The sequence below is a fragment of the Streptomyces sp. SD15 genome, assembly GCF_054462255.1.
In genome coordinates this window covers 125,287-149,347 of the sequence record NZ_JBTLMO010000005.1, presented here as the reverse complement: position 1 = coordinate 149,347, position 24,061 = coordinate 125,287, and the positions used below count along the sequence as shown (strand labels likewise).

The window sequence follows — 24,061 nt, the reverse complement described above, 5'->3', positions numbered from 1 at the left end:
ACCCGCCGGCGACCCTCACCGGGCCCCACCCGCGAACAGGCGGGCCGGAGACAGGAAGTCCAGATCCGGGCGGGCGGTGCCGCACACGAGGTCGGCCAGCGCCGCGCCGATCGCCGGTCCGAACTTGAAACCGTGCCCGGAGCAGGCCGACGCCACCAGCACCCGCGCCGCGCCCGGCACCTCGCCGACCACGAAGCGCCGGTCGGCCGTCATCGTGTAGAGGCACGTCAGGCTCTCGGTCACCGGGCCCGCACCGGGCAGCACCTGGGCCACCGCCTCGGTGAGCAGGGCGAGTTCCGCGACGGTCGCCGGCGGACGGGCGGCGTCCGGATCCCAGGCCGGGCCGCTGTCCAGCCCGGCCTTGAGACCGCGACCGTCGGCCGCGGGGAACCCGTACAGCAGTCCCTGCGGCAGGTCCACGGAGAAGCTGCCGAGGCCGGAGGGTCCCAACGGGCCGGCGGGGTCGGCGGCGAAGTACGCGTTGACGATGCGCGTGACCGTCAGATGCGGGTCGAGTGAGGGGACTTGGGCCGCCGTCCAGGGGCCCGTGCACAACACCAGGTGTCGCGTGCGCAGTTCACCAACGGCGGTGCGTACGACGACCTGGTCGCCGTCCGGTTCCCAGCCGACGACCGGTGTCCGGTCCAGAATCGCGGCGCCTGCCCGTGCGGCCAGCGTGAGTTGGGCTCGTAGCGTCTCCCGCGCGTCGATGATCCCGGCCCGTGGATCGTGCACCGCGCCGAAGCCCGCGGGCAGCCGAAGCCCCGGGAAGATCCGCGCCGCCTCCTCGAGGCCGACCTCCCGGCAGCCGGGGCCGCGCAGCGGATCGGGCCGGTCCAGCGGGGCCGCGTACAACCCGCCGGTGACGTCGACCAGTTGCCCCTTCGCGGCGTCCTCCAGCTCCGCCCAGGCCCGGTAGGCGGTATCCACCAGGCCGTCCCAGTCGGGGTGGGGGTAGGCCCGCCGGATCATCCGGGTGGCCCCGTGCGAGGACCCCAGGTCGTGGCCCAGCGCGTACCGCTCCAGCCCCAGTACGTCGAGTCCGCGCACGGCCAGCCGGTGCAGGGCGGCACTGCCGTGCACGCCGAGGCCGACGACGATCGCGTCATGGCACGGTGAGCCACTGTGCGCGGCGGGCGACACGGGAGTGGGAGCGGCCGTGGGGGCCGCGGGTGCCGGGACGGCTGCTGCGGCGGTGGGGACGACGGGAGCGGTGGGAGCAGCGGTGGTGTCGGGGTTCGTGGTTGCGACGGGGACGGTGGGCGCGGTGGGGGCGACGGCGGTGGTGGGCGACGCGGACCCCGTCCCCGACGGGAACGCGGTCGGGCGGCCGGACGTGGTCGCCGCGCCCCGCGAGGTCACCCCGTACCGCCGGACGATCTCGCCCGCCGCCTCGACCAGGGCGTCCAGGTCGGACCGGTCGTTGTAGACGTGGACCGAGGCCCGGACCACCTCGGTCAGCCCCCGGGGATCCATGTCCCAGCGGCCGTGCCCTGCTGGCACCGCGATCAGATGGACTCGGCGGCGGGCGAGTTCGCGCTGGACGTCGGCGGCGTCGAGCCCGTCGATGACGAAGGTGACGATGGCGCCGCCCGCGGCGGGCGGATCGGTGACGCGTACACCCGGCAGTTCCGCGAGGCGCTCGCGCAGGCCGACGGCAAGCGTCGACAGATACCGGGAGACGGCGTCCACACCCAGGGCGCCGGCGTCGGCCAGGGCGGCCCCCAGGCCGAGCCGCAGGGCGTGCGCGGCCTCCCACAGCTCGAACCGCTTGGCGTCCGGCACCAGTTCCCAGCTCCGCTCGGCGGTCCACCGGGCGCCGCGGATGTCGGGGGCGTCCGGGGCGAGCCGGTCCAGGAGCGGGCGGCGGACCGCGAGCAGGCCCGTGCCGCGCGGGGCGCGCAGGAACTTGCGGCCGGTCCCGATGAGCAGATCGCAGCCAATGGCACCGATGTCCACGGGCAGTTGGCCGAGCGACTGCGTGGCATCCAGGAGGAAGGGCACTCCGTGCGCCGTGGTCAACGCCCCGACTCCGGCGACGGGTTCGACCAGACCGGACGAGGTCGGCACATGGGCCGCGGTGACCAGGGCGGCCGGACCGGCACGCAGCGCCGCCTCCAGTGCCTCCAGGTCCACCGCGCCGTCGGGGCCGTTCGGCAGCAGTTCGACCCGTACGCCGTGGTCGCGTTCGGCCGACAGCAGGTGCAGGGCGCTGCTGACGTAACTGGAGCGGGCGGCCAGCACCCGGTCGCCGGGGCGCAGCCGTAGCGCGGACACGGCGCGTTGCCAGCCGGCCGTCGCGCTCTCGACGAGGGCGACCTCCTCCGGCGCGGCGCCGAGGAGTGCGGCGGTACGCGCGTAGACGGCCTCCAGGGCGGGGGCGGCCTGCTTGGCGGCTTCGTAGCCGCCGGACAGGCTCTCGGCGCGCAGATGATCGATGACGGCTTCGACGGTGCCGGACGCGAGCAGGGCCGCGCCGGCGGCGTTGAAGTGATGCCCGGTGACGCAGCCCGGGGTGCGGGCGCGCTCGGCCGCGACATCCAGCGTGCGGGGAGTCAGGGGCAGGGCCGGAGGCATGGCGGTACCGGTCGTCAAGGGGGCGCTCACAGGGCGATCGTGATGCTCTTGAGCTCGGTGAACCCGTCGACGGCGGCGTCGCCGAGGTCCCTGCCGAGGCCGGACTGCTTCATTCCGCCGAAGGCCACGGCGGGATCGAACTCGTTGTACGTGTTGACCCACACGGTGCCGGCCTCCAGCGCGGCGGCGGTGCGGTGGGCGCGTCGCAGACTTCCGGTCCAGACACCCGCGGCGAGCCCGTAGTCGCTGTCGTTGGCCAGGGCGATCGCCTCCTCCTCGGTGTCGAAGGGGATGACCGTGGCGACCGGGCCGAAGATCTCCTCCCGGGCGATCCGCATGTCGGGGGTGACCTCGGTGAACACCGTCGGCCGCACGAACCAGCCGGGACCGGGCAGCGGTTCGCCGCCCACGGCCACCTCGGCTCCCTCGGCGCGGCCCAGTTCGACATAGCCGGTCACCCGGTCGTACTGCTCCTGCGACACCAGGGGACCGATGTTGATCCCGCCCTCCAGGCCCGGACCGATCCGCAGGGCCTCCACCGCGGGGACCAGCCGTTCGAGGAACTCCTTGACGACCGTGCGCTCGACCAGCAGGCGGCTCCCCGCGGTGCACATCTGCCCGGAGTGCCCGAACACCGCACGGACCGACGCCGGTACGGCGGCGTCCAGATCGGCGTCGGCGAACACGATGTTGGGGGACTTGCCGCCCAGCTCGAGGGTCAGCCGCTTCACGGACGGTGCCGCCGCGGCCATGATCTGCCGCCCCACCTCGGTGGACCCGGTGAAGGACACCTTGGCGACGTCGGGGTGGCCGACCAGTTCCGCCCCCGTACGCCCGTCACCGGTCAGCACGTTGACCACGCCCTCGGGCACGCCCGCCTCCAGACACAGCGCGGCCAGGCGCAGCGCGGTGAGCGGGGTCTGCTCGGCCGGTTTCACGACGACCGTGCAGCCCGCGGCCAGGGCTGGGGCGATCTTCCAGGCGGCGATCATGAAGGGGAAGTTCCACGGCAGTACGGCGGCGACCACGCCGACCGGTTCGCGCACGCTGTAGACATGCCGGTCGGGGCCGGCGGCGTGCACGGTGCCCGCCAGCCGGGTCGGGGTGCCGGCGAAGTGGCGGACGGCCTGGAGGCCGAGGTCCACATCACCACGGGCCCGCTCGATCGCCTTGCCGTTGTCCAGGGTGTCCAGGACCGCCAGTTGCTCGGCGTCGCACTCCACCAGGTCGGCGAGGCGAAGCAGCACGTCACGGCGCCGTCGGGGCGGCAGCCCGCGCCAGCGCCGGTCGCGGTGCGCGGCGGTGGCGGCGGCGACCGCGGCGGTCACTTCCTCGGGTCCGGCCTGGGCGATGGTGGTGAGCTGTTCACGGGTGGCGGGGTCGAGCACCGGGATCCGCCGCGGCGAGGTACCCGTGGTCCATTCGCCGCCGATGAGCATGGGCTCGCAGTCCGGCAGCCGGGGGAGAGCGGTGGTGGGGTCCAAGAGGTTCTCCTTCTGGGTCGGGGCGGGTCGGGTCGCTCGCGTCGTTCACGCACGTCCGCCGGGCCGGTGGGCCGGATCGGGCCACGGCTCACGGACCGCCGCGGAAACGGCCCGGGCGGTGGTCAGGACGCAGCGGTCGAACTCCGCGCCGCCATGCTTCGGGTTGGCGTCGGTCACGTCCCTGCCCCACACGCCGGTCTCACTGACCTGGTCCATGCGGTAGTCCCAGAAGGAGTCGACGTCGACGTGGGAGGTGGCCCGGTCCATCCGCACGAGCTCCGGAGCCAGGTGCAACATGACCGAGGTCTCGAAGAAGTTGGCGTGCATCAGCGCCCGCCCGTAGGTGACGTGCCCGTCGACCTCCGGACCCGGGTACATCGTCACGTACCCCAACGCCCGTACCCGTGCGTCACGATGACGGACTCTCAATTTCTCGGCCGAGACGTCGAGCGCGCCGTTGTTCCAGATGTGTCCGTTGAGCAGGATGAACTGCCGTACCCCGGAGGCGTACAGCGAGTCGATGACGTCCTCGACGACGGCGATCATGGTCTCCGGGCGCAGCGCCACCGTACCGGCGAAGTCGCCGTGCGACGCGGACACCCCGAAGCTGAGGGGAGGCAGGACGGGCACACCGGTCAGGGCGGAGACTCCGTGCGCGACCGCCTCGCAGATCCGGGTGTCCACCGCCAGGGGCAGATGCGGGCCGTGCTGCTCGGTGGCGCCCACGGGGATGATGACCGCGTCCTGGCGGCCGGCCGTGGTCTCGGCCTCCGGCCAGGTGAACTCCTCCCACAGCACGGGCGCTCCGGTCCCGCCGAGCTGTGCGGCGAGTTCCGTGAGGTCCAGGCCCGTCGGTACGGTCCGTCCGGACATGTCTCTCCTCTCCTCAGGGCCGGTGGCGCTCACCACTGGCGTCGGCTTTTCTCGGGCAGCAGGTCGAGGGCGCGCAGCGGGACGGGTTCGTTCCCGTCGACGGTGGTGACCCACACGGTGGCGTCCGGGCAGTAGTCGCTGATCAGTTCACGGCACACCCCGCACGGGGCGATGATCCGGAACTGGCCGGCCGGTTTGATCTGTACCGAGACGATCGACGCGATGTCCAGCGCCGCGTCGGTGGGCAACGTGCCCCGAGCGGTTCCCATGGCGACCCCCTCGGCGCAGATCGAACTGCGTCGGCAGGACCCCTCCACGTGGACGCCCGTGTGGATGCGGCCGTCCGCGGTCCGCAGCGCGGTCGCCACCTCGTGCCGACCCGACTGCCAGACCCGGGCCAGCAAGTGCTGTGCCAGGGCGAGGAGTTCGGCATCGTCGGGGCTCATCGACAGCGGGGTGAGTACGGACTTGACGTCTGCCGCGCTCACGCGGGCAGCCCCAGGAGGCGGGCCATGTTGCCGCCCTCGATCAGCGCCCGGTCCTTCTCGTCCTCGACCGCCTTCGCGATCTTCATGCGTTCCAGGTCGAAGTCGGAGCCCGGCCACTCGCTGCCCATCAGGATCTTCTCGGGCCCCAGCCGCGCATAGGCGCGCTTCACATCGCTCATCAGGGTCGCCGACGTCTCCAGGTACACGTGCGGCTGCCGTTCGGCCACGATGATCGCCTCCGGTACGTTCCACACCGCCCCCATGTGCGCGATGATCGTGGGCACTTGGGGATGGTCGCGGGCGATCTCCTCGATGGCCAGCGGCGCGCAGAACGCGTCGTCGAGGGCGTTGACCAGGACCAGCAGACCGCGCCGGGCGCAGGCCTCGAACACCGGGTCCAGCAGTCCGTGGTCGGCGACGTGGTAGCCGTGCAGGCTCGGGTGCAGCTTCAGGCCGACCAGGCCGGCGTCGGCCATCCGGTCGATCTCGTCGATCGCGTCGTCGGCCTGGGGCAGTACCTGCCCGAAGCCGAAGAAGCGGTCCGGGTGCGCGGCGACCAGGGAGCTGATGAAGTCGTTCTCGATGCGCTGGGCGAGCGAGCACACCATCGCCATGTCCACCCCGGCGGCGTCCATCCGGTCGAGGATGCGACGAGGCTCGAACGGCGTGTACGGCGGCGGGGCCTGGCCCTTGCGTGCCCCGGTCAGGTAGTCCGACCTGCCCCGGACGTCCTGCGTGGTGTTGTAGGCGTCGATGATCAATGCGTTTCGTCCTTACTCGCTGGACATCAGACGGGACATCAACTGGACATCAGCTGGAGGCCAGGGGGAGATGGCAGCGCACGGTCCGCCCCGGCGTGATCTCACGCAGTTCGGGCCGGCTCGTACGGCACTCGTCCGTGGCGATGGGGCACCGGGTACGGAACAGACAGCCCTCGGGCGGATGCGCCGGGTCGGGCAACTCGCCCTCCAGAAGCCGCTGTTCGCGCAGCTCGCCGGGTCGCAGCGCCGGTACGGAGGACAGCAGCGCCCGGCTGTAGGGGTGCGCGGGCCCGGAGAAGAAGTCGTCCCGGGAGGCGACCTCGATGATCTGCCCCAGGTACATCACGGCGATCCGGTCGGCGATGTGCCGGACCACGCCCAGGTCGTGCGAGATGAACAGCATCGTCAGACCCCGGTCACGGACCAGGTCCGACAGCAGGTTCAGCACCTGGGCCTGGATCGACACGTCCAGCGCCGAGACGGCCTCGTCGGCCACGACGAACCGCGGTGAGGACGCGAGCGCCCGGGCGATGCCGATGCGCTGGCGCTGCCCACCGGAGAACTCGTGCGGCCTGCGCGCCCCGGCCTCGGCGCCGAGACCGACCAGGTCGAGCAGTTCGGCCACGGCCCGCACGGCCTCGGCGCGGGTGGCGCCGCGCGCCCGCAGCAGCGGCTCGGCGACGATGTCGGCGATCCTGCGGCGTGGATTGAGCGAACCGAACGGGTCCTGGAAGACCATCTGCAACTCGGCCCGGGTACGGCGCAGCCGCCGTCCGCGCAGCCGGGTGAGGTCCGAGCCGGCGAACTCGATCCGGCCCGCGGACGGTTCGATCACCCGGAGCAGGGCCCGGCCGAGCGTGGACTTCCCGCAGCCCGACTCGCCGACCAGGCCGAGGGTCTCGCCCTGGAGGATGTCGAGGTCCACGTCCCGCAGCGCCCGGACCCGGCCACCGGCCCGTCCCGGGTACTCGACCCGCAGTTGCCGTGCGGTGATGAGTGCGGCGGCGGTCATGCGCTGCCTCCCTGGGAGCGGGCCGCGGCACGCGCCGGGCCGGGCAGTACGCAGGCGTCGACGTGCCCGTCGCCGCCGTGCCGTCGAAGCAGGGCCGGACGTTCGCCGCACGCGTCGTGGACGAACGGACACCGCGGCGCGAACGCGCAGCCGGACGGCCGGTCCACGCCGGTCAGCGGACTGCCGGCGATGGTGGGCAGCCGTCGTACGACCGGACCGTCGATCGGCGGTACGGAATCCAGCAGCCCCATCGTGTACGGGTGCTGGGGGCGGAACAGCACCTCCTCGCGCAGTCCCTGCTCCACGATCCGGCCCGCGTACATGACGGCCACCCGGTCGGCGACCTCGGCCACGACCCCCAGGTCGTGGGTGATCAGCAGCACGGAGGTGCCGTGATCGCGCTGGACGCGCTTGAGGACCGCGAGGACCTGGGCCTGGATGGTGACGTCCAGCGCGGTGGTGGGCTCGTCGGCGATCAGTACGGCCGGGTCGTTGGCCAGGCCCATGGCGATCATCACGCGCTGGCGCATGCCGCCGGACAGCTGGTGCGGGTAGGCCCGCGCCGCGCGCTGAGGGCCGGCGATCCCGACCTCGCCGAGCAGTTCCACGGCGCGGTTCCGTGCCTGCTCGCGCGGCACGTCGCGGTGGGCGCGGATCATCTCGGAGACCTGGGCGCCCGCCCGGTGCAGCGGGTTGAGGGCGGCCAGCGCGTCCTGGAAGACGACCGCGATGTCCTTGCCGCGGACCTCGCGCAGCTCCCGCTCCGAGGCGGCGACCAAATCGCTTTCGCCGAAGGCCACTTCCCCGCTGATGTGGGTGCGCGGACCGCGGTTCAGGCCGACCAGGCTCATTGCCAGGGCGGACTTGCCGGACCCCGACTCACCGACCAGCGCCAGGAGTTCGCCCTGCCGCAGGGTCAGATCCACGCCGTCCACGGCCGGCAGGCGGCCCGCCGGTACGTCGAATCCCACGCGCAGGTCGTGGATGTCCAGCACGGTCGCGGGCGTGACACGCTCGGGGGCGTGTGCGAGCGCAGCCGTCATGAGCTCACGGCCACCGCGGCCGTGTGGATCAGGTCGGCGACGCGCTGCGGCCACACGAGCGTCGTGTAGTGGCTTCCGGGCACGTGCTCGACGGTGGCTTTCATCCGGGCGGCCATGTCCCGCTGGATCTCGGGGCGCAGGGTGCGGTCGTCGTCGGCGACCAGGTACCAGCTGGGCAGGGTGCGCCAGGCGGGCACCCCGCTGGGCTGGGTGAAGATGAGGTTCTCCGCCTTGCGGCCCTCGGCCTCCACCACGGCCCGCTGCTCGGCGGAGAGGTCGGGTCCGATCTCGGCCCAGAACTCCGGGCTGGGCTCGGACTTCCACTCGCCGTTCGGACCGCGCCGCATGTACTTGGAGATCTCGGCCTCTTCGTACCGTTCGACGATCTCGTTGACCGTCTCGCCCTCGTCGGGCCCGAACGCGGCGATGTAGACGAGGCCCTTGACCCGCGGGTGGCGGCCGACGTTGCTGATGACCGCGCCGCCGTAGGAGTGCCCGGCCAGCAGTACGGGCCCGGCTGTCTCCGCGACGGCTTCCGCGGTGTGGGCGACGTCGTCCTCCAGCGAGGTCATCGGGTTGGTGACGGTGAACAGCCGGTGACCGAGGGCGGTGAGCAGGGGCTCCACCGCCGACCAGGTCGTCGGCCGTCCGCCGGCGCCGTGGACCAGCACGATGTCCATGCGGCTCATCCTTTCCGTATGCGCGGGTCGAGGACCGTGTAGAACAGGTCCACCGCGTGGTTGACCAGGGTGAACAGGAGGGCGATGGCGAGAGCGGCGCCCTGTACGACGGGGTAGTCGCGCTGGAGGACGCCCTGCACCAGCAGCCGGCCGACGCCCGCGTACGAGAAGACCGTCTCGGTGATCACCGAGCCGCCCAGCAGGGAGCCGAACTGGAGCCCCAGCACCGTCACGATGGGCAGCCAGGCGTTGCGCAGCACATGCCGGCGGATCACCGCTCCTTCGCCGAGGCCCTTCATACGCGCGGTGCGTACGAAGTCGTCGCCGAGCACCTCCAGGACCGAGGCGCGCACGATGCGGGTGATGAACCCGGCCATCGACAGCGCCAGCGTGACGGCGGGCAGGATCAGGTGCTCGATCCAGGGCCACACCAGCTCGGGGCGGTTCTGCAGGATCGCGTCCAGCAGGACGAAGTTGGTGGTCGGGTGGTAGTCGAGCGAGCTGGGCAGCCGCCCAAGGACCGGCAGCCAGCGCAGCCACACGCCGAACACGACGATGGCGAGCACACCGAGCGCGAACCAGGGCAGCGAGAAGCTCACCGTGGCCACGACCCGGGTCGAGGTGTCGATCCAACTGCCCTTGCGCAGTGCGGCGATCACCCCGGTGGCGACTCCGAGCAGGACCGCGATCGTCATCGCCGCGAGTGTCAGTTCGATCGTCGCCGGGAGAGCGTCCCCGAGCAGGCCGAGCACGCTGTTGGACCCGAAGAACGAGTCCCCGAGCCGTAGATGGACGAGGTCATTCAGGAAATCGCCGTACTGCGTCAGCAGTGGCTGGTCCAGCCCGAGTGCCTTGGTGACGCGTTCCTCGTTCGCGGACACCTCGACGGCGGACAGGTCGCCGCCGCCCGCCGAGAGCGAGGTCGCGGGCGAGCCGGGCAGCAGGCGTATCGCGAGGAACACCAGGGTGGCCAGCGCGAACAACACGACGGGGATGACCGCGAGTCGCCGTACCACCAACAGGGCGGTGCCCGTGGCCCACTTCGGCAGTTGAATCGGGGGTGCGCCGGTGGACGTACTCATGCCGTCCCCCGCGGATCGAGCGCGTCGCGCAGGTCGTCGCCCACGAAGTTGCAGGCGACGACGAACAGCAGGGTGAGCGTCGCGGGCAGGACGACCAACCGGGGCGCGGAGTAGAGGAACTCCTGTCCCGCTTGGACCATGTATCCCCAGTCGGGCGTCGGCGGTTGGATGCCCAGGCCGATGTAGGACAGTCCGGCGGCGAAGCCGGCCGCGATCGACAGCGTCATGACGACCTGGGCGAGCATCGGTCCGGCGATGTTCGGCAGCAGTTCCCGCACGAGGATGCGCGCGGTGCGCGTGCCGCCCAGCCGACAGGCGACGACGTAGTCACGGGCCGCCTCACGCGCCGTCAGCGCGCGGGCCAGCCGTGCCAGGCCGGGCGCGAGGGAGGCACCGATGCCGACGATCAGGCTGACCGTGCCGGGCCCGGCGGCCGCCACCAGCAGGATGACGAGCAGGATGGAGGGGAAGGCCAGGGCCAGGTCGACGAGCCGCATCAGGGCCTGCTCGACGACATCGCCCGCATACCCGGCGACGAGCCCGATTCCGGTGCCCACGACGGCGGCCAGCGCGGTCGCCGCGAACGACACCAGCAGCAGGGGGCGCGCCCCGTGCATCAGCCGGGCCAGCTCGTCGCGGCCCAGGTCGTCCGTGCCGAGCGGATGACCCGGGGAGCCGAACGGCAACAGCGCCGACGGGGTCTGGCGCAGCGGGTCGGACTGGACGAGGAGGGGGCCGACGGCGGCGACGAGGAGTACGGCGGCCAGGACGAACCAGGACAGCACGGCCGGCCAGGACCGGGCCGGCCGACGGCGGTGCAGGGCGGCCACGACGGACGGCCGGCCCGCGCCTGTGGCGCCTGCCGCGACCGCCGCGTCAGACACTGGCCTTCTCCATGTAACACCGGTGGTTGGCCAGCGCGCTGGTGTTCATGTCCTTCACCTGCGAGCCACTGACGACGAGGTTGGTGAAGCAGGCCAGCATCGACAGCACCATGTACTCCTCCGCCCAGCGCCGCTGGATCTTGGTGTAGGCGGCGGTGCGCTTCTTGCCGTCCGGGAGGTTCTTGGCCGCGAACAGGTCGGCCGCGAGCGAGTCGACGCCGTCGAGGGTGTCCATGCCGGTGATCTTGGAGCCGTAGATGCCGGTGGGGCTGGCCATGGCGCCGACCATGTCGTTGGCGTCGGGGACGTACGTGTTGCGTTCCCAGATCATCAGGTCGTGGTACTCGTCGTCCGGGTCGAGGAGGCGGCTGAAGTACGTGGCCGGGTCGACGGAGGTGGTCGTCACCTTGAACCCGACGTCGGCGAGGTTCTGCGCGATGATCTGTGCGGCCTTCGGGTGCCACGAGTCACTGGCCGCCATGATCCGGATGGTGCGGCCTTCGGCACCGGCCTCGGCGACGAGCCGCTTCGCCTGGGCGGCGTTCTGGGTGCTGAGGTCGGCGAGCGCGGTGTCGTAGCCGTTCTGGGCGGGCGGGATGGTGTAGCCCTTCGGCTCGCTGCCCATGCCGAAGAACGCCTGGCTGAGGATGGCCTTGCGGTCGACAGCGAGGTTGATGGCCTTGCGCACCTTGAGCTCGGGGATGCGCCGGGCGTCGATCATCATGATCGCGTCGGCGTTGTGGGGGGTGTCGTAGACGGTGACCGAGTCGTCGCCCCGCAGTTGGTCGGCCGCGGAGTACGGCGTGAACTGGGTCGCCGACACGTCGCCGCTGAGCAGCGAGCTGACGATGGCCGACGGGTCCTGGACCTGACGCAGCACCAGCCGGTCGATGGGCGGTCTGCCGAGCCGGAAGCCGTCGAAGGCCTCCAGGGTGATGGCCTGGCCGGAGGTGGCGGAGGAGAAGGCGAAGGGGCCGGTGCCGACGAGGTGCTTGCCGATGTCGGCGCCGTACTTCTCCAGGGCGGCCTTGGAGATGATGCGGCCGCCGATGTCGGACAGTCGGCCGAGCACGGTCCGGTCGGGCTGCTTGAGGACCATCTTCACGGTGAGGTCGTCCTCGGCGGTCAGCGAGGCGACGTTCGTGCCGAGGCTCGCCAGCGGCCGGGTGCCGCCCTTGGGGAGGGTCTTGTCCTCGGGGTCGAACTGCCGGCCGAGGCTGGCCAGGACGTCGGCGGAGGTCAGGGTGGTGCCGTCGTGGAACTTGACGCCTTCGCGCAGGGTGAAGGTGTAGGTCAGCAGGTCGTCGGAGATTTTCCAGCTCTTGGCGAGGTCGGGCGTGGGCTCGTTGGTGTCGAAGGAGATGAAGGTCAGTCCACGGCAGATGCAGTCGACGGCCATCCAGTCGCCCAGCGAGGTGTAGAAGGCCGGGTCGTTGACGGCGCTGGTGGCGTCGATGGCGAGGGTCAGGGTGCCGCCCGCGCCGCTTCCCTGGGCGTCGTCGGCCGCGGCGCCGCAGGCGCTCAGCAGGGCGGGGAGCCCGAAGCCGACTCCCACTCCGAGGAGCCCGGCGCCCCGGAGCATGGTGCGGCGCGAGACCTCGGACGGGATGGAGCCGGGCGGGAGCGATCCATGGGACTGGTCCGGCATGTGGGCCTCCTTGGGCACCGATCCTCGGATAATGGATCTAATGTGTGCTGGATTGGATCCAAAAGTATGCTCAGCGGTAACGAAATCGTCCTCGTGTCCCGGGAGTTAAAGGCGTGTGAACCGGCGCTGCATCAACTTGGGCCAGACAGCGGGGTCATGACCGGGGATCAGTTCGTATCCGCGCTCGGCTGCGATGCGCTTGAGCCGACGGATGTTCTGTACGGTCTGCTCCGCATCGACCCCGATGAAGGCACCGATGGGACGCTCGTGCTCGATGTTCTCGGTGAGGTCGGCGGCGTCGAACGCGAACACGAAGCCGCCGCCGTCCGCGAGGTCCACTACGAAGCTCTGGTGTCCCGGGGTGTGTCCGGCGGTCAGTACGGCCGTCACCCCGGGGGCGATCTCCACATCGCCCTCGGCCTGGCGCCAGTCGATGCGGGGATCGTCGAAGTCGACCCGGAAGATCGAGTTGCGCTCCACCTCCGGTCGCCCCGAGAGGCCGTAGGCCAGCTCCGCACGCTGCACATGCACCGGCACCCGGCCCGCGAAGTGCTTCAGCCCGCCCGCGTGGTCCGCGTGCAGATGGCTGACGGCCACCGCCTGGATCGCGTCCATCGCGACGTCGGCCGCATCGAGGGCTTCTTCCAGCGGCTCGCCGGGGCCCGGCAGGATGGGCCGGTAGGCAGGGGAGCCGTAGAAGCGGCGTCGCAGCGAAGGGTCCCGGATCAGTGCCGTGTTGAAGCCGGTGTCGAGCAGCAGCCAGCCGCCGTCGCACTCCAGGAGGACCGCGGGTACCGGTTCGCGCAGCCGCTCCTCGTACGGGGCGCCGTGCACGGAGACCGACTTGGGGAGTTCCTCCCAGCCGAGCAGCAGCGGCACGATCCGCCGCACGCCGCGCCGTGTCACGAGTGGTCCGGATGGGGGCGCGGGCGCATGGGCATGGTCTGATCGGGACCTTTCCGGAGAGTCGGCCGTCAAGGATCCACACTTTAGGTATTTGGATCCAATGAGTGGTTGCAGGGAAGTAAACAACGTTTCTCCCGGTTGCCCCGCGATCCGTCCAGCATCGTGGCGGGCAGGAACCACACCGACTCCGGCCGGCCGCATCGTCCGATGAGCACTCCCCGTCACCCCGGCCACGACCGTCTCGTCGCCATCACCACGGCGGACGACCAGGTCCGCGGCAGCGGCTACCCCCTCACCGGCCGCCTCGTCCTGACGGCGGGCCATGTCGTCCAGGCCGTAGCTCCCGGCGAGCTACGGACACCCTGGGCTCCCCCTGGCCGCCTTCCAGGAGGACTCCCGCGTCGATCTGCGGATCACGGAAGTGGACACAGTCGAGGCCCCACAGGCGCTGTCCAGCGCGATATCGATATCGATGTCGTCCGGCCCGGGCCGACTCATAAGTCGGCCTTATGAGGTCATAGATCGACCCCGCCTACCGACTTAGGTTTGCCTTAGTTTAGGCTTCCGGGCGAGTCCCCCTGCCACCCCTCGAAGGGAACCTGATCATGCCTCGCCCTCTGCGGGTAGCCATTGTCGGAGCCGGCCCCGCCGGAATCTACGCCGCCGACGCGCTGCTGAAGTCCGCAGTGGCCATCGAGCCCGGCGTGTCCATCGACCTCTTCGAGCGGATGCCGGCCCCGTTCGGCCTGATCCGCTACGGCGTCGCCCCCGACCACCCGCGGATCAAGGGCATCGTCAAGGCCCTGAACCAGGTGCTCGACAAGCCTCAGGTCCGCCTCTTCGGCAACGTCGACTACCCGGGCGACATCAACCTGGACGACCTGCGCGCCTTCTACGACGCGGTGATCTTCTCCACGGGCGCGACGGCCGACCGGGCGCTCGACATACCCGGCATCGACCTCGACGGCTCCTACGGCGCGGCGGACTTCGTCTCCTGGTACGACGGACACCCGGACGTGCCGCGGACCTGGCCGCTCGAAGCGGAGAAGGTCGCCGTCCTCGGCGTCGGCAATGTCGCCCTCGACGTGGCACGCATCCTGGCCAAGACCGCGGACGAGTTGCTGCCGACCGAGATCCCGCCGAACGTGTACGACGGCCTCAAGGCCAACAAGGCGCTGGAGGTCCACGTCTTCGGCCGCCGTGGCCCGGCGCAGGCGAAGTTCAGCCCGATGGAGCTGCGGGAGCTGGACCACTCCCTGAACATCGAGGTCATCGTCGACCCCGAGGACATCGACTACGACGAGGGCTCGATCGCGGCCCGGCGTGGCGAGAAGCAGACCGACATGGTCGCCAAGACCCTGGAGAACTGGGCCATCCGCGACGTCGGCAACCGTCCGCACAAGCTGTTTCTGCACTTCTTCGAGTCGCCGACCGAGATCCTCGGCGAGGACGGCAAGGTCGTCGGCCTGCGCACCGAGCGCACCGCCCTCGACGGCACCGGCAATGTCAAGGGCACCGGCGAGTTCAAGGACTGGGACCTCGGCGCCGTGTACCGCGCCGTCGGTTACCTGTCCGACAAGCTTCCCAAGCTGCCCTGGGACGTCGAGTCGGGCACCGTCCCCGACAAGGGCGGCCGGGTGATCGAGGAGACCGGCGAGCACCTGCAGTCCACGTACGTCACCGGCTGGATCCGGCGCGGACCGGTGGGTCTGATCGGCCACACCAAGGGCGACGCCAACGAGACGGTCGCCAACCTGTTGGACGACCACGCGAACAGCCGTCTGCACACCCCCACCTCGCCCGACCCGGAGGCCGTGGACGCGTTCCTCAGCGAGCGGAACGTCCGCTTCACCACGTGGGACGGCTGGTACCGGCTGGACGCGGCGGAGAAGGCGCTGGGCGAACCCCAGGGCCGCGAGCGGGTGAAGCTCGTCGAGCGTGAGGACATGCTCAAGGCAAGCGGCGCATAGGCCCGCAGGCTCCTTCCCGCAGCAGGGGGTCACGACCCGGAGCGGGCGTCACGAACCGGAGCAGGCGTCACGAGCCTTTGAGTGATGGAGGAAGGTCACGTCGCCGGGTGCGAGGCCGGTGGATCCCTGCGGGTCCTGTGCGGTCCCTGCGGGTCCTGTGCGGTCCCAGCGCGGGTGTGAGGCGTTGTCGGCCGGTGTCCGTCCTCGGGCCCGGCGGCGAAATGGGGGAGTGGGGCCGCCGGGTCCGGGACGGCGCCGTTCCCCGTCCCCACGGGTCCGGCGCGGCGGGGCCGCCTCCGCTGTCGGTGGCCCCGGTCTTCCGGGATCAACGATCCCGGCGCCGGCTCGCCGCCACGAGAGAGCGCACCCCCGAACCGATGGTGTAGCGGGTTACACCATCGGCTCGGCGGCGATCTTCCGGACCGAGGTCGATTACCTTGTGGACGTCGACGCGTGGGCCGAGCGCGTCGACGCGCTCGGCCTTGCACCCGCCGCCCACAACCGGGCGCCGGGCGGATCGCTCACGAGGGAGATGACGTACGCAGGTGAACCACACCCCTGTCATCCGCAACCCGGTCCTGCCGGGATCACATCCGGATCCGTCAGTGCTGCGCGTCGACCATGACTTCTATCTCGCCACCTCGACGTTCGAGTGGTATCCGGGCGTCCGGCTGCACACCTCCCGGGACCTGGTGAACTGGCGGCCGTTGGGCGGCGCGCTCGACAGCGGCGCACTGCTGGACCTGACGGGCTGTCCGGACTCGGGCGGTGTCTGGGCCCCGAACCTGAGCCATGCCGACGGCCTGTTCCACCTCGTCTACGCGAACGTGTCGACGTACGCCGGCGGCTTCACCGACTGCCCCAACCACCTGGTGACCGCGCCCTCGATCGACGGGCCGTGGTCCGAACCGGTCGTGCTGCACTCACGCGGGTTCGACGCCTCCCTCTTCCACGACGGCCCAGACAGCTGGCTGCTGAACCTGGTCCACGACTGGCGCCCCGGACACGGAGGCTCGGCCGGGCTGGAGGCCACCCGTTACGACCGCACCGCCCGCCGCCTGGTCGGTGAGCCCGTCACCATCGCGCTGGCGCCCGGGGCCGGCTGGATCGAGGGCCCCAACCTCTACCGCCGTGGATCGTGGTACTACCTGATCACCGCGGACGGCGGCACGGGCTACCAGCACCAGGTCACGGTGGCCCGCTCCCGTTCACTGGCCGGGCCCTACGAGCGCGACCCGCACGGTCCGCTGCTCACCGCACGCGACCACCCCGAACTGCCCCTGCAGAAGGCCGGACACGGCAGTCTCGTACGGACGGCATCCGGCCAGTGGTACCTCGCCTACCTCGCCGCCCGACCCATCGGCACCCACGGTCCCTGCGTGCTGGGCCGGGAGACCGCGCTGGCTCCCGTGATCTGGACGCGCGACGGCTGGCCGCGCATCGAGACCGGCCTGCCCCAACTGCACGTACCCGGCCCCGACGTGGCCCCCGCGGCAGAGGACGGGCAGTGGCCGGAGGAGACGGGACGGGACGCTCGCGAGCACGAAGGAGCCGAGGACGGCTTCGAGCTCTCCGAGCTCGGCCCGCACTGGTCGACCCTGCGTCGCCCCGCGTCGCCCGACTGGCTCTCGCTGACAGAGCGTCCTTCGCATCTCCGGGTGCGTGGGGGCCGTTCGCCGCGGAGTCTGGTCGGCCCGAGCCTGGTGGCCCGCAGAGTGACCGCCGCGCGCTGCTCCTTCGAGGCCGTGATGGAGTACCAGCCGCGGGGATTTCAGCACCTGGCCGGGATCACGGCGTACTACAACACCCGGAACTGGTACTTCCTGTACGTCACCGCGGACGACGACGGCAGTGCCGTGGTCCGCCTGGCCGCCTGCGACCGGGGCCGCACCACGGTCGACGCCGCACACCAGGCAGTGGACGCCGCACGCGTGCGCCTCGGGCTGGACTTCGAGGGACCGGTCCTGAGTTTCCGCCTTCACACAGACACAGGCTGGCAGCCCTTCGGCCCCCCGCTCGACGCGACCGTGCTGTCCGACGAGCACGCCGAGGAGTTCGACGGCGACGAGATCCGCTCCCTCGGCTTCACCGGCGCGTTCGTCGGCATGTGGGTGTGGGATCTCAACGGTCAGGGCCACCACGCGGACTTCGACCGGGCCACCTACGTCTCGCGGGAGAGTGTCGATTCGGCCGTCCACAGTTCGACGCAGGGGTGAGAGCAGGGTCAACGAAAACCCAAGGAGTACGGCCATGCCCAAGCTGCGCGTACACAACCTCACCGTCTCGCTGGACGGCTTCGCCGCCGGCCCGAATCAGCGCCTGGAGCACCCGCTCGGCGAGGGCTTCGAGGGCATGCACGAGTGGATGTTCGCCGCGATGCGGGACCGCGTGGACGGAAAGACCGGGATCGATGTCGAGTATGTCGAGCGCAGTGAGGAGAACATCGGCGCCACCATCATGGGGCGCAACATGTTCGGCCCCCAGCGCGGACCCTGGCAGGACGAGTCGTGGAAGGGCTGGTGGGGCGACAACCCGCCGTACCACAACGACGTGTTCGTGCACACGCACCACCTGCGACCGTCGCTGACGATGGAGGGTGGGACCGCGTTCCACTTCACCGACGAGCCCATCGAGACGGTGCTGGAGCGGGCGTACGAGGCGGCGGCGGGCCGGGACGTGCGCCTCGGCGGCGGCCCGGCCACCGTCCAGCGGTATCTGCGGGCCGGGCTGGTCGACGAACTGCACCTGGCCGTCGTCCCGAGGCTCCTCGGCAGGGGCGAGCGTCTGTTCGAGAACCTGGGGGACGGGATCGACGGCTATCGGGTCGCCGAGCTGGTCGCCTCGCCGGCCGCCGCGCACGCCCTGCTGGTGCGGCGCTGATGCCTCCCCGCCGGAGTGCGGTTCAACGCGCTCCGGCGGGACCGGGTCCCGGGGCGCCCGCGCGCAGCCCGTCCATGACGAGGTCCAGGAGTCGGGCGGCGCGGGTCTGCCAGTCGCCGTGCGGGTCGAGCTGCCAGAGACCGGCGATGGCGAGGACGAAGTCGTCGGAGGTGTATCCCGGGCGGATGGTGCCCGCCTCCTCGTTCGCCTTCAGCAGGAGCGTGACGGCCGACTGGATCGGACCGTGTCCCAGTTTGGCCAGGGTGCCGCGCGCGGCGGTGGCGGTGGTGGACGTGCGCAACGCGTCGGCCAGGCCCGCCTTGGCCATGGCGTACTGGGCGAGGCGGGCCATCCACTCCCGCAGGGCCTGGTCCGGCGCGCGGGTCTCCAACAGTTGGGCCGCGGTGTCGGCGACCTGCTGCATCTCGTAGCGGTAGACCTCCAGGACGAGTGCCTCGCGGTGGGGGAAGTTGCGGTAGAACGTGCCCTGTCCGACGCCCGCCTTCTTCGCGATGACGCTGAGCGGGATGTCCGCCGTCTGGGTCAGTTCCACCAGGGCCACTTCGAGGATGCGCTCACGATTGCGTTGTGCGTCCGAGCGCAGGGGGGCTTCCTTCTTCTGCCGCACTCGTCCTCCATCCGGATCGACGGCCGGAATCCTGCCGGAATCCTGCGGGCTCCTGCCGGAATCCTGCGGGGCTCCTGTCGGAATCATGGCGGGGCCGCCCTTGCTAAGCGGACAGCTGTCCGTTAGGTTCATTGATAGCGGACAGCTGTCCGCTTAGAGCTCACTCTAGCGGCTGAGGCGTTCCATGTGGATGGCCGGAACTGATCGCCGACCGCATTGTCCCGCACCGTGCAGATTTTTAGGCCTTATCTCCCGTTCGACTTCGACGCGCACCGCAAACGCGAAAGAAGGCTGACCATGGCCCCATCGACGTCCAGCGCCATCACCCTGAACATCAATGGCGAGAAGCACACGCTGCCCGTCGACCATCGCACCACCCTGCTCGACGCGCTGCGCGAGCATCTCGATCTCACCGGTACCAAAAAGGGCTGTGATCAGGGCCAGTGCGGTGCCTGCACGGTGCTGCTCGACGGGCGCCGGGCCGTCTCCTGTCTGCAACTCGCGGTCGCCGCCGAGGGCCGCGCGATCACCACCATCGAAGGCGTGGCGGACGGTGAGCGGCTGCATCCCGTGCAGCAGGCCTTCCTCGATCTCGACGGCTACCAGTGCGGCTACTGCACACCGGGGCAGATCTGTTCGGCCCTCGGGGTGATCGAGGAGCACGCGGCGGGCTGGCCGAGCGCCGTCACCGACGATGTCCGGCCCGAAGCGGGACCGCCACCGCTCACCGCCGAGGAGATCCGTGAGCGGATGAGCGGCAACCTGTGCCGCTGCGGCGCGTATGTGTCGATCGTCCAGGCCGTGGCGCAAGCGGCGCAGACACAGAGGGCCGATGCCGAGGAGGTGGCGGCATGAGGGAGTTCGGCTACGAGCGCGCCTTCGACGTGTCCGGCGCGGTCGCCCTGCTGGGCGCCGACCCCGACGCGCGCTGTCTCGGTGGCGGTACCAATCTCGTCGACCTGATGAAGAGCGGGGTGGAGCGGCCCGCGCTCCTCGTCGACGTACGCGAACTTCCCCTCGACCGGGTCGAGTCCGTGAAGGGCGGCGGGCTGCGGATCGGCGCGACCGTCACCAACAGCGACCTCGCCGCCCATCCCGAAGTCCGGCGTCACTACCCGGCGTTGACGCAGGCCGTCCTGGCCGGCGCCTCCGGGCAGCTGCGCAACATGGCCACGGTCGGCGGGAACCTGCTCCAGCGCACCCGCTGCGGCTACTTCACCGACCTGGCGAAGCCCTGCAACAAGCGTGTCCCCGGCAGCGGTTGCCCCGCTGTCGACGGCGAGCACCACAACCACGCCGTCCTCGGGGCCTCCGCGCACTGCGTGGCCACGCACCCCTCGGACATGGCCGTGGCACTCACCGTCTTCGACGCCGTGGTGCGGTACGAAACGGTGGACGGGCCGGGCGAGTTGCCGCTCGCGGAGTTCTATCTGCCGGTGGGCGACACTCCCCATGTGGAGACCGCCCTGCCGCCGGGCGCGCTGATCACCGGCGTCACCCTGCCGGCCGCCCCGGTCGCCGCCCACTCCCGCTACCGCAAGGTGCGCGAGCGCGCCTCGTACGCGTTCGCGATCGGCTCGATCGCCGCCGCGCTCGACGTCCAGGACGGTGTCGTACGCGAAGTGCGCCTCGCCTTCGGGGCGGTGGCGTCCCGGCCGTGGCGGGCCCGGGCGGCCGAGCGGGAGCTGACCGGGGGACCGGCGAGCGCCGAGGCCTTCGCCGCCGCCGCGGACGCCGAACTGGCGGCCGCGAAGACGCTGCCCCACAACGGATACAAGGTGCCCCTCATGCGCAATCTCGTCGTGGCGACGCTGACCGAACTCGCAGCGGAGGCCGCCCGATGACCTCCACGACAACGACCACGGTGACGAAAGCCCTCGGCACGGCGCGCACCCGGGTGGAGGGCCGCGACAAGGTCACCGGCGCGGCCCGTTATGCGGGCGAGGTCCCCTACGCCGAACTCGCCCACGGCTGGCTGGTGTTGTCCACCGTGGCCCGCGGCCGCATCCGCGCGGTCGAGTCCGCCCCGGTCCTCGCGATGCCCGGAGTCCTCGCCGTCCTGCACCACGAGAACGCCCCGCGCCTGAACGGGAACTACATGGGTCCCTTCGGGCCGCCCGACCCGATCGCCCAGGTCTTCCAGCACGACCGGGTGCCGTACGTCGGCTGGCCGGTGGCGCTGGTCGTGGCCGAAACACCCGAGCAGGCGCGGGAGGCCGCCGAGACGCTCGTCGTCCAGTACGACGCGGAGCCGCACGACGTCGCGTTCCACGACGGGCGCCCCGAGAGTTACACGACGGAGAGCGCCCCCGCCGTCCAGAAGGGGGATCTGGAGGCCGAACTCGCCGCCTCCGCCGTCGTCGTGGACGCGCGGTACAGCACTCCGGAGGAGCACCACAGTCCGATGGAGCCGCATGCCGCGATGGCGCGCTGGGACGGTGGCCGCCTGGAGGTCGTCGACTCCAACCAGGGCAGCCGGTTCGTGGCGGACGAGCTCGCGAACCTCTTCTCCCTCGACCCGCAGTCGGTACGGGTGCGCTCCGAGCACGTCGGTGGCGGCTTCGGATCGAAAGCCACCCGCCCGCACTCGGTCCTCGCCGCCATGGCGGCCACGGTCCTCCAACGCCCCGTACGCGTCGTGCTGACCCGCCGTCAGATGTTCTCGCTCGTCGGCTACCGAAGCCCCACCGCCCAGCGGGTCAGGCTCGGTGCCGACGCCGACGGCCGACTGCGCGCGTTCGACCACCAGGCGGACTGCCTCACCTCGACGGTCCATGAATTCGTCGAGCGGAGCGCCGAGTACGGGCGGGCGATGTACGCCGCCGACGCACACCACACGGTCAGCCGCGTCGTACGGCTCGATGTGCCGACCCCGAGCTGGATGCGCGCCCCGGGCGAGGCACCGGGTTCCTTCGCGCTGGAGTCCGCCCTCGACGAACTCGCCGAGAAGTGCGGCATCGACCCGATCGCGCTGCGCGCCCGCAACGAACCGGACGTCGGGCCCGTCTCCGGGCTGCCGTTCAGCAGTCGCAAGCTGCTCGCGTGCTTCCAGGAGGGGGCCGACAGGTTCGGCTGGACGGGCCGCGACCCGCGCCCCGGCATCCGCCGCGAAGGGCGCTGGCTGCTGGGGACCGGTACGGCCGCGTCCACCTTCCCGACCCTGTCCGCCCCGTCCACGGCGGCCGTGACGGCCGAGGCGGACGGCACCTTCACCGTACGGATCACCGCGGCGGACATCGGGACCGGGGCGCGGACCGCGCTGACCGTGATCGCCGCGGACGCGCTGGAGGTCGAGCCGGAGCGGATCCGGATGCGGATCGCGGACAGCGACTTCGGCTTCGCGATGCTCGCCGGCGGCTCGATGGGCACCCGTTCCTGGGGCTGGGCGATCAGGGTCGCGGCAGGTGAACTGCGAGAGCGGCTCGCCCTGGGCGGCGCGATTCCGCCGGAGGGGATCACCACACGGTCGGACACCTCCCAGGCCGTCGGCGCGCTGACGCAGAAGGAACGGCACGCCTTCGGGGCGCAGTTCGCCGAGGTCGCCGTGGATGTCACCAGCGGGGAGGTGCGGGTGCGGCGGATGCTCGGCATCTTCGCCGCGGGCCGGATCGTCAACCCACTGACCGCACGCGGGCAGTTCATCGGCGGGATGGTCTGGGGCCTGTCGATGGCGCTGCACGAGGAGGCGGTCAGGGACCGGGCCACGGGCGGCCATGTCGGCGCCGACCTGGCGGGTTACCACTTCGCCGCCCATGCCGACGTACCGCACATCGAGGCGGACTGGGTGGACGACCCGGACCCGGACGACCCGGTCGGCATCAAGGGCATCGGCGAGATCGGGGTCGTCGGAGCCGCGGCGGCGGTCGCCAACGCGGTCTGGCACGCCACCGGCGTACGCCACCGGAACCTGCCGATCCGCCCCGACCGCGTGCTGCTCGCGGGTACGGACCTCGCGGGCGTGGACGGAGACCGGGATGCTTGACATCGCCGATGAGCTGCACCGGTGGGTCGAGGAGGGCCGGGACTTCGCCGTCGCCACCGTTGTGAGCGTCGGCGGCAGCGCACCGCGCGGTCCCGGCGCCGCCCTGGCGGTCGACAGCCGAGGCACGGCCATCGGCTCGGTCTCCGGCGGTTGCGTGGAAGGCGCTGTGTACGACAGTTGCGTCCAGGCACTCGAGGACGGCCGGACGGTGCTCGAACGATTCGGCTACAGCGACGAGGACGCCTTCGCGGTGGGGTTGACCTGCGGTGGGGACATCGAGGTCCTGGTCACGCCGGTGGGCGCGAACGCGCCGGGCCGGACGCCGTTCGCGGCGGCGCTGTCGGCCGCGACCCGGGGAGCGGCGGCGGCCGTCGCCCGGGTGGCCCGAGGCCCGGTGGAACTGCTCGGCACGGCGCTGCTCGTCCACCCCGACGGGTCGTACGAAGGAGGCCTGGGCGGCCACCCGGACCTGGACCGAGCGGCGGTGGACGAGGCCCGCGCTCTGCTCGTCATGGGCCGCACCGGCACCGTGGACATCTCGGAGGACGGTGCGCGCTGCCCGGGGGGCCTGACACTGTTCGTCGAGTCGAGCGTGCCGCCGCCCCGCATGATCGTCTTCGGGGCCGTCGACTTCGCCACGGCGCTGGTACGCGTGGGCAAGTTCCTCGGCTACCAGGTGACCGTGTGCGACGCCCGCCCCGTCTTCGCCACCCGGGCCCGCTTCCCCGAGGCCGACGAGATCGTGGTCGACTGGCCGCACCGCTACCTCCGGCGCACCGGGACCGACGACCGCACGGTCCTGTGCGTGCTCACCCACGACGCCAAGTTCGACGTACCGCTGCTGGAGGTGGCTCTGCGGATGCCGGTGGCGTTCGTCGGCGCCATGGGCTCGTACCGCACTCACCGGGACCGTGACCGCCGACTGCGCGAAGTGGGCCTCACCGAACGGGAGTTGGCCCGCCTCAGATCCCCGATCGGGCTCGACCTCGGCGCCCGTACGCCCGAGGAGACCGCCCTGTCCATCGCCGCGGAGATCGTCGCGACGCGAGAGGGGGGAACGGGTGCGCCGCTGACCGGCTCCCGGACACCCATTCACCGTGGCAAGGGTGACCGGGGGACCGAAGGAGCCGGGACGCGGGAGGCCGCCTGACTCCTGCGCGACG

General features: G+C 71.4%; 20 protein-coding genes. 7 read left to right on the top strand and 13 right to left on the bottom strand.

Going from position 1 to position 24,061, the window contains the following annotated elements; all coding sequences use genetic code 11:
- Nucleotides 1-15 precede the first annotated feature (15 nt).
- From solA to ACX28W_RS07110, 12 genes are all read right to left on the bottom strand, one after another.
- Complete coding sequence (gene solA, locus ACX28W_RS07165) at nt 16-2,607, bottom strand: N-methyl-L-tryptophan oxidase (protein ID WP_458997897.1); 2,592 nt, start codon at nt 2,605-2,607, stop codon at nt 16-18.
- Nucleotides 2,604-4,061, bottom strand: coding sequence for an aldehyde dehydrogenase family protein (locus tag ACX28W_RS07160; protein WP_458997896.1), 1,458 nt, complete (start codon nt 4,059-4,061; stop codon nt 2,604-2,606). Before ACX28W_RS07160 ends, solA begins: the two co-directional genes overlap by 4 nt.
- A 45-nt stretch (nt 4,062-4,106) precedes the next feature.
- On the bottom strand, nt 4,107-4,934 hold the full coding sequence (locus ACX28W_RS07155; protein ID WP_458997895.1) for a creatininase family protein: 828 nt from the start codon (nt 4,932-4,934) through the stop codon (nt 4,107-4,109).
- 29 nt (nt 4,935-4,963) lie between these two features.
- Nucleotides 4,964-5,422 (bottom strand): cytidine/deoxycytidylate deaminase family protein, encoded by a 459-nt coding sequence (locus tag ACX28W_RS07150; protein ID WP_458997894.1) that lies wholly within the window; start codon nt 5,420-5,422, stop codon nt 4,964-4,966.
- Nucleotides 5,419-6,183: an amidohydrolase family protein gene (locus ACX28W_RS07145; RefSeq protein ID WP_458997893.1), complete on the bottom strand. Its 765-nt coding sequence runs from the start codon at nt 6,181-6,183 to the stop codon at nt 5,419-5,421. The genes ACX28W_RS07150 and ACX28W_RS07145 overlap by 4 nt, the downstream gene beginning before the upstream one ends.
- A gap of 49 nt (nt 6,184-6,232) precedes the next feature.
- On the bottom strand, nt 6,233-7,195 hold the full coding sequence (locus tag ACX28W_RS07140; RefSeq protein WP_458997892.1) for an ABC transporter ATP-binding protein: 963 nt from the start codon (nt 7,193-7,195) through the stop codon (nt 6,233-6,235).
- On the bottom strand, nt 7,192-8,238 hold the full coding sequence (locus ACX28W_RS07135; protein WP_458997891.1) for an ABC transporter ATP-binding protein: 1,047 nt from the start codon (nt 8,236-8,238) through the stop codon (nt 7,192-7,194). The genes ACX28W_RS07140 and ACX28W_RS07135 overlap by 4 nt, the downstream gene beginning before the upstream one ends.
- Nucleotides 8,235-8,918: an alpha/beta hydrolase gene (locus ACX28W_RS07130; protein WP_458997890.1), complete on the bottom strand. Its 684-nt coding sequence runs from the start codon at nt 8,916-8,918 to the stop codon at nt 8,235-8,237. Before ACX28W_RS07130 ends, ACX28W_RS07135 begins: the two co-directional genes overlap by 4 nt.
- 5 nt (nt 8,919-8,923) lie before the next feature.
- Entirely contained in the window at nt 8,924-10,000 is a 1,077-nt protein-coding gene (locus tag ACX28W_RS07125; protein WP_458997889.1) for an ABC transporter permease, read from the bottom strand.
- Nucleotides 9,997-10,884 (bottom strand): ABC transporter permease, encoded by an 888-nt coding sequence (locus tag ACX28W_RS07120; protein WP_458997888.1) that lies wholly within the window; start codon nt 10,882-10,884, stop codon nt 9,997-9,999. Before ACX28W_RS07120 ends, ACX28W_RS07125 begins: the two co-directional genes overlap by 4 nt.
- Nucleotides 10,877-12,532, bottom strand: a complete 1,656-nt coding sequence (locus ACX28W_RS07115) for an ABC transporter substrate-binding protein (RefSeq protein WP_458997887.1) — start codon at nt 12,530-12,532, stop codon at nt 10,877-10,879. The genes ACX28W_RS07120 and ACX28W_RS07115 overlap by 8 nt, the downstream gene beginning before the upstream one ends.
- Nucleotides 12,533-12,637: 105 nt before the next feature.
- Nucleotides 12,638-13,438: an N-acyl homoserine lactonase family protein gene (locus ACX28W_RS07110; RefSeq protein ID WP_458997886.1), complete on the bottom strand. Its 801-nt coding sequence runs from the start codon at nt 13,436-13,438 to the stop codon at nt 12,638-12,640.
- 605 nt (nt 13,439-14,043) lie between these two features.
- Between ACX28W_RS07110 and ACX28W_RS07105 the strand changes: the two genes are divergently transcribed.
- The 3 genes from ACX28W_RS07105 to ACX28W_RS07095 all read left to right on the top strand — a co-directional run bounded on the left by ACX28W_RS07105 (nt 14,044) and on the right by ACX28W_RS07095 (nt 18,288).
- On the top strand, nt 14,044-15,408 hold the full coding sequence (locus ACX28W_RS07105; RefSeq protein ID WP_458997885.1) for an FAD-dependent oxidoreductase: 1,365 nt from the start codon (nt 14,044-14,046) through the stop codon (nt 15,406-15,408).
- Between the two features lie 545 nt (nt 15,409-15,953).
- Nucleotides 15,954-17,624, top strand: a complete 1,671-nt coding sequence (locus ACX28W_RS07100; protein WP_458997884.1) for a glycoside hydrolase family 43 protein — start codon at nt 15,954-15,956, stop codon at nt 17,622-17,624.
- A 34-nt stretch (nt 17,625-17,658) separates the two neighbouring features.
- Nucleotides 17,659-18,288, top strand: a complete 630-nt coding sequence (locus tag ACX28W_RS07095) for a dihydrofolate reductase family protein (protein WP_458997883.1) — start codon at nt 17,659-17,661, stop codon at nt 18,286-18,288.
- A 22-nt stretch (nt 18,289-18,310) separates the two neighbouring features.
- Here the strand turns inward: ACX28W_RS07095 and ACX28W_RS07090 are convergent, their stop codons facing one another.
- Nucleotides 18,311-18,916 (bottom strand): TetR/AcrR family transcriptional regulator, encoded by a 606-nt coding sequence (locus ACX28W_RS07090; RefSeq protein ID WP_458997882.1) that lies wholly within the window; start codon nt 18,914-18,916, stop codon nt 18,311-18,313.
- Between the two features lie 297 nt (nt 18,917-19,213).
- Here ACX28W_RS07090 and ACX28W_RS07085 point away from each other — a divergent pair, with 297 nt between their 5' ends.
- Genes ACX28W_RS07085 through ACX28W_RS07070 form a run of 4 tightly spaced genes read left to right on the top strand, consistent with a single transcriptional unit; the run spans nt 19,214 to nt 24,048 of the window.
- Nucleotides 19,214-19,771, top strand: coding sequence for a 2Fe-2S iron-sulfur cluster-binding protein (locus ACX28W_RS07085; RefSeq protein WP_458997881.1), 558 nt, complete (start codon nt 19,214-19,216; stop codon nt 19,769-19,771).
- Nucleotides 19,768-20,760, top strand: coding sequence for an FAD binding domain-containing protein (locus tag ACX28W_RS07080; protein ID WP_458997880.1), 993 nt, complete (start codon nt 19,768-19,770; stop codon nt 20,758-20,760). The genes ACX28W_RS07085 and ACX28W_RS07080 overlap by 4 nt, the downstream gene beginning before the upstream one ends.
- Nucleotides 20,757-22,898, top strand: a complete 2,142-nt coding sequence (locus tag ACX28W_RS07075) for a xanthine dehydrogenase family protein molybdopterin-binding subunit (protein ID WP_458997879.1) — start codon at nt 20,757-20,759, stop codon at nt 22,896-22,898. Before ACX28W_RS07080 ends, ACX28W_RS07075 begins: the two co-directional genes overlap by 4 nt.
- Entirely contained in the window at nt 22,891-24,048 is a 1,158-nt protein-coding gene (locus ACX28W_RS07070) for an XdhC family protein (protein WP_458997878.1), read from the top strand. Before ACX28W_RS07075 ends, ACX28W_RS07070 begins: the two co-directional genes overlap by 8 nt.
- The last annotated feature ends 13 nt before the right edge of the window (nt 24,049-24,061 follow it).

Bases quoted from the DNA above. Each gene is read 5' to 3' on its own strand.
- ACX28W_RS07130 (WP_458997890.1), bottom strand. From the start codon at position 8,918: ATGGACATCGTGCTGGTCCACGGCGCCGGCGGACGGCCGACGACCTGG.
- ACX28W_RS07115 (WP_458997887.1), bottom strand. From the start codon at position 12,532: ATGCCGGACCAGTCCCATGGATCGCTCCCGCCCGGCTCCATCCCGTCC.
- ACX28W_RS07070 (WP_458997878.1), top strand. From the start codon at position 22,891: ATGCTTGACATCGCCGATGAGCTGCACCGGTGGGTCGAGGAGGGCCGG.
- ACX28W_RS07085 (WP_458997881.1), top strand. From the start codon at position 19,214: ATGGCCCCATCGACGTCCAGCGCCATCACCCTGAACATCAATGGCGAG.
- ACX28W_RS07095 (WP_458997883.1), top strand. From the start codon at position 17,659: ATGCCCAAGCTGCGCGTACACAACCTCACCGTCTCGCTGGACGGCTTC.
- ACX28W_RS07140 (WP_458997892.1), bottom strand. From the start codon at position 7,195: ATGACCGCCGCCGCACTCATCACCGCACGGCAACTGCGGGTCGAGTAC.
- ACX28W_RS07135 (WP_458997891.1), bottom strand. From the start codon at position 8,238: ATGACGGCTGCGCTCGCACACGCCCCCGAGCGTGTCACGCCCGCGACC.
- ACX28W_RS07155 (WP_458997895.1), bottom strand. From the start codon at position 4,934: ATGTCCGGACGGACCGTACCGACGGGCCTGGACCTCACGGAACTCGCC.
- ACX28W_RS07080 (WP_458997880.1), top strand. From the start codon at position 19,768: ATGAGGGAGTTCGGCTACGAGCGCGCCTTCGACGTGTCCGGCGCGGTC.
- ACX28W_RS07075 (WP_458997879.1), top strand. From the start codon at position 20,757: ATGACCTCCACGACAACGACCACGGTGACGAAAGCCCTCGGCACGGCG.
- ACX28W_RS07125 (WP_458997889.1), bottom strand. From the start codon at position 10,000: ATGAGTACGTCCACCGGCGCACCCCCGATTCAACTGCCGAAGTGGGCC.
- ACX28W_RS07105 (WP_458997885.1), top strand. From the start codon at position 14,044: ATGCCTCGCCCTCTGCGGGTAGCCATTGTCGGAGCCGGCCCCGCCGGA.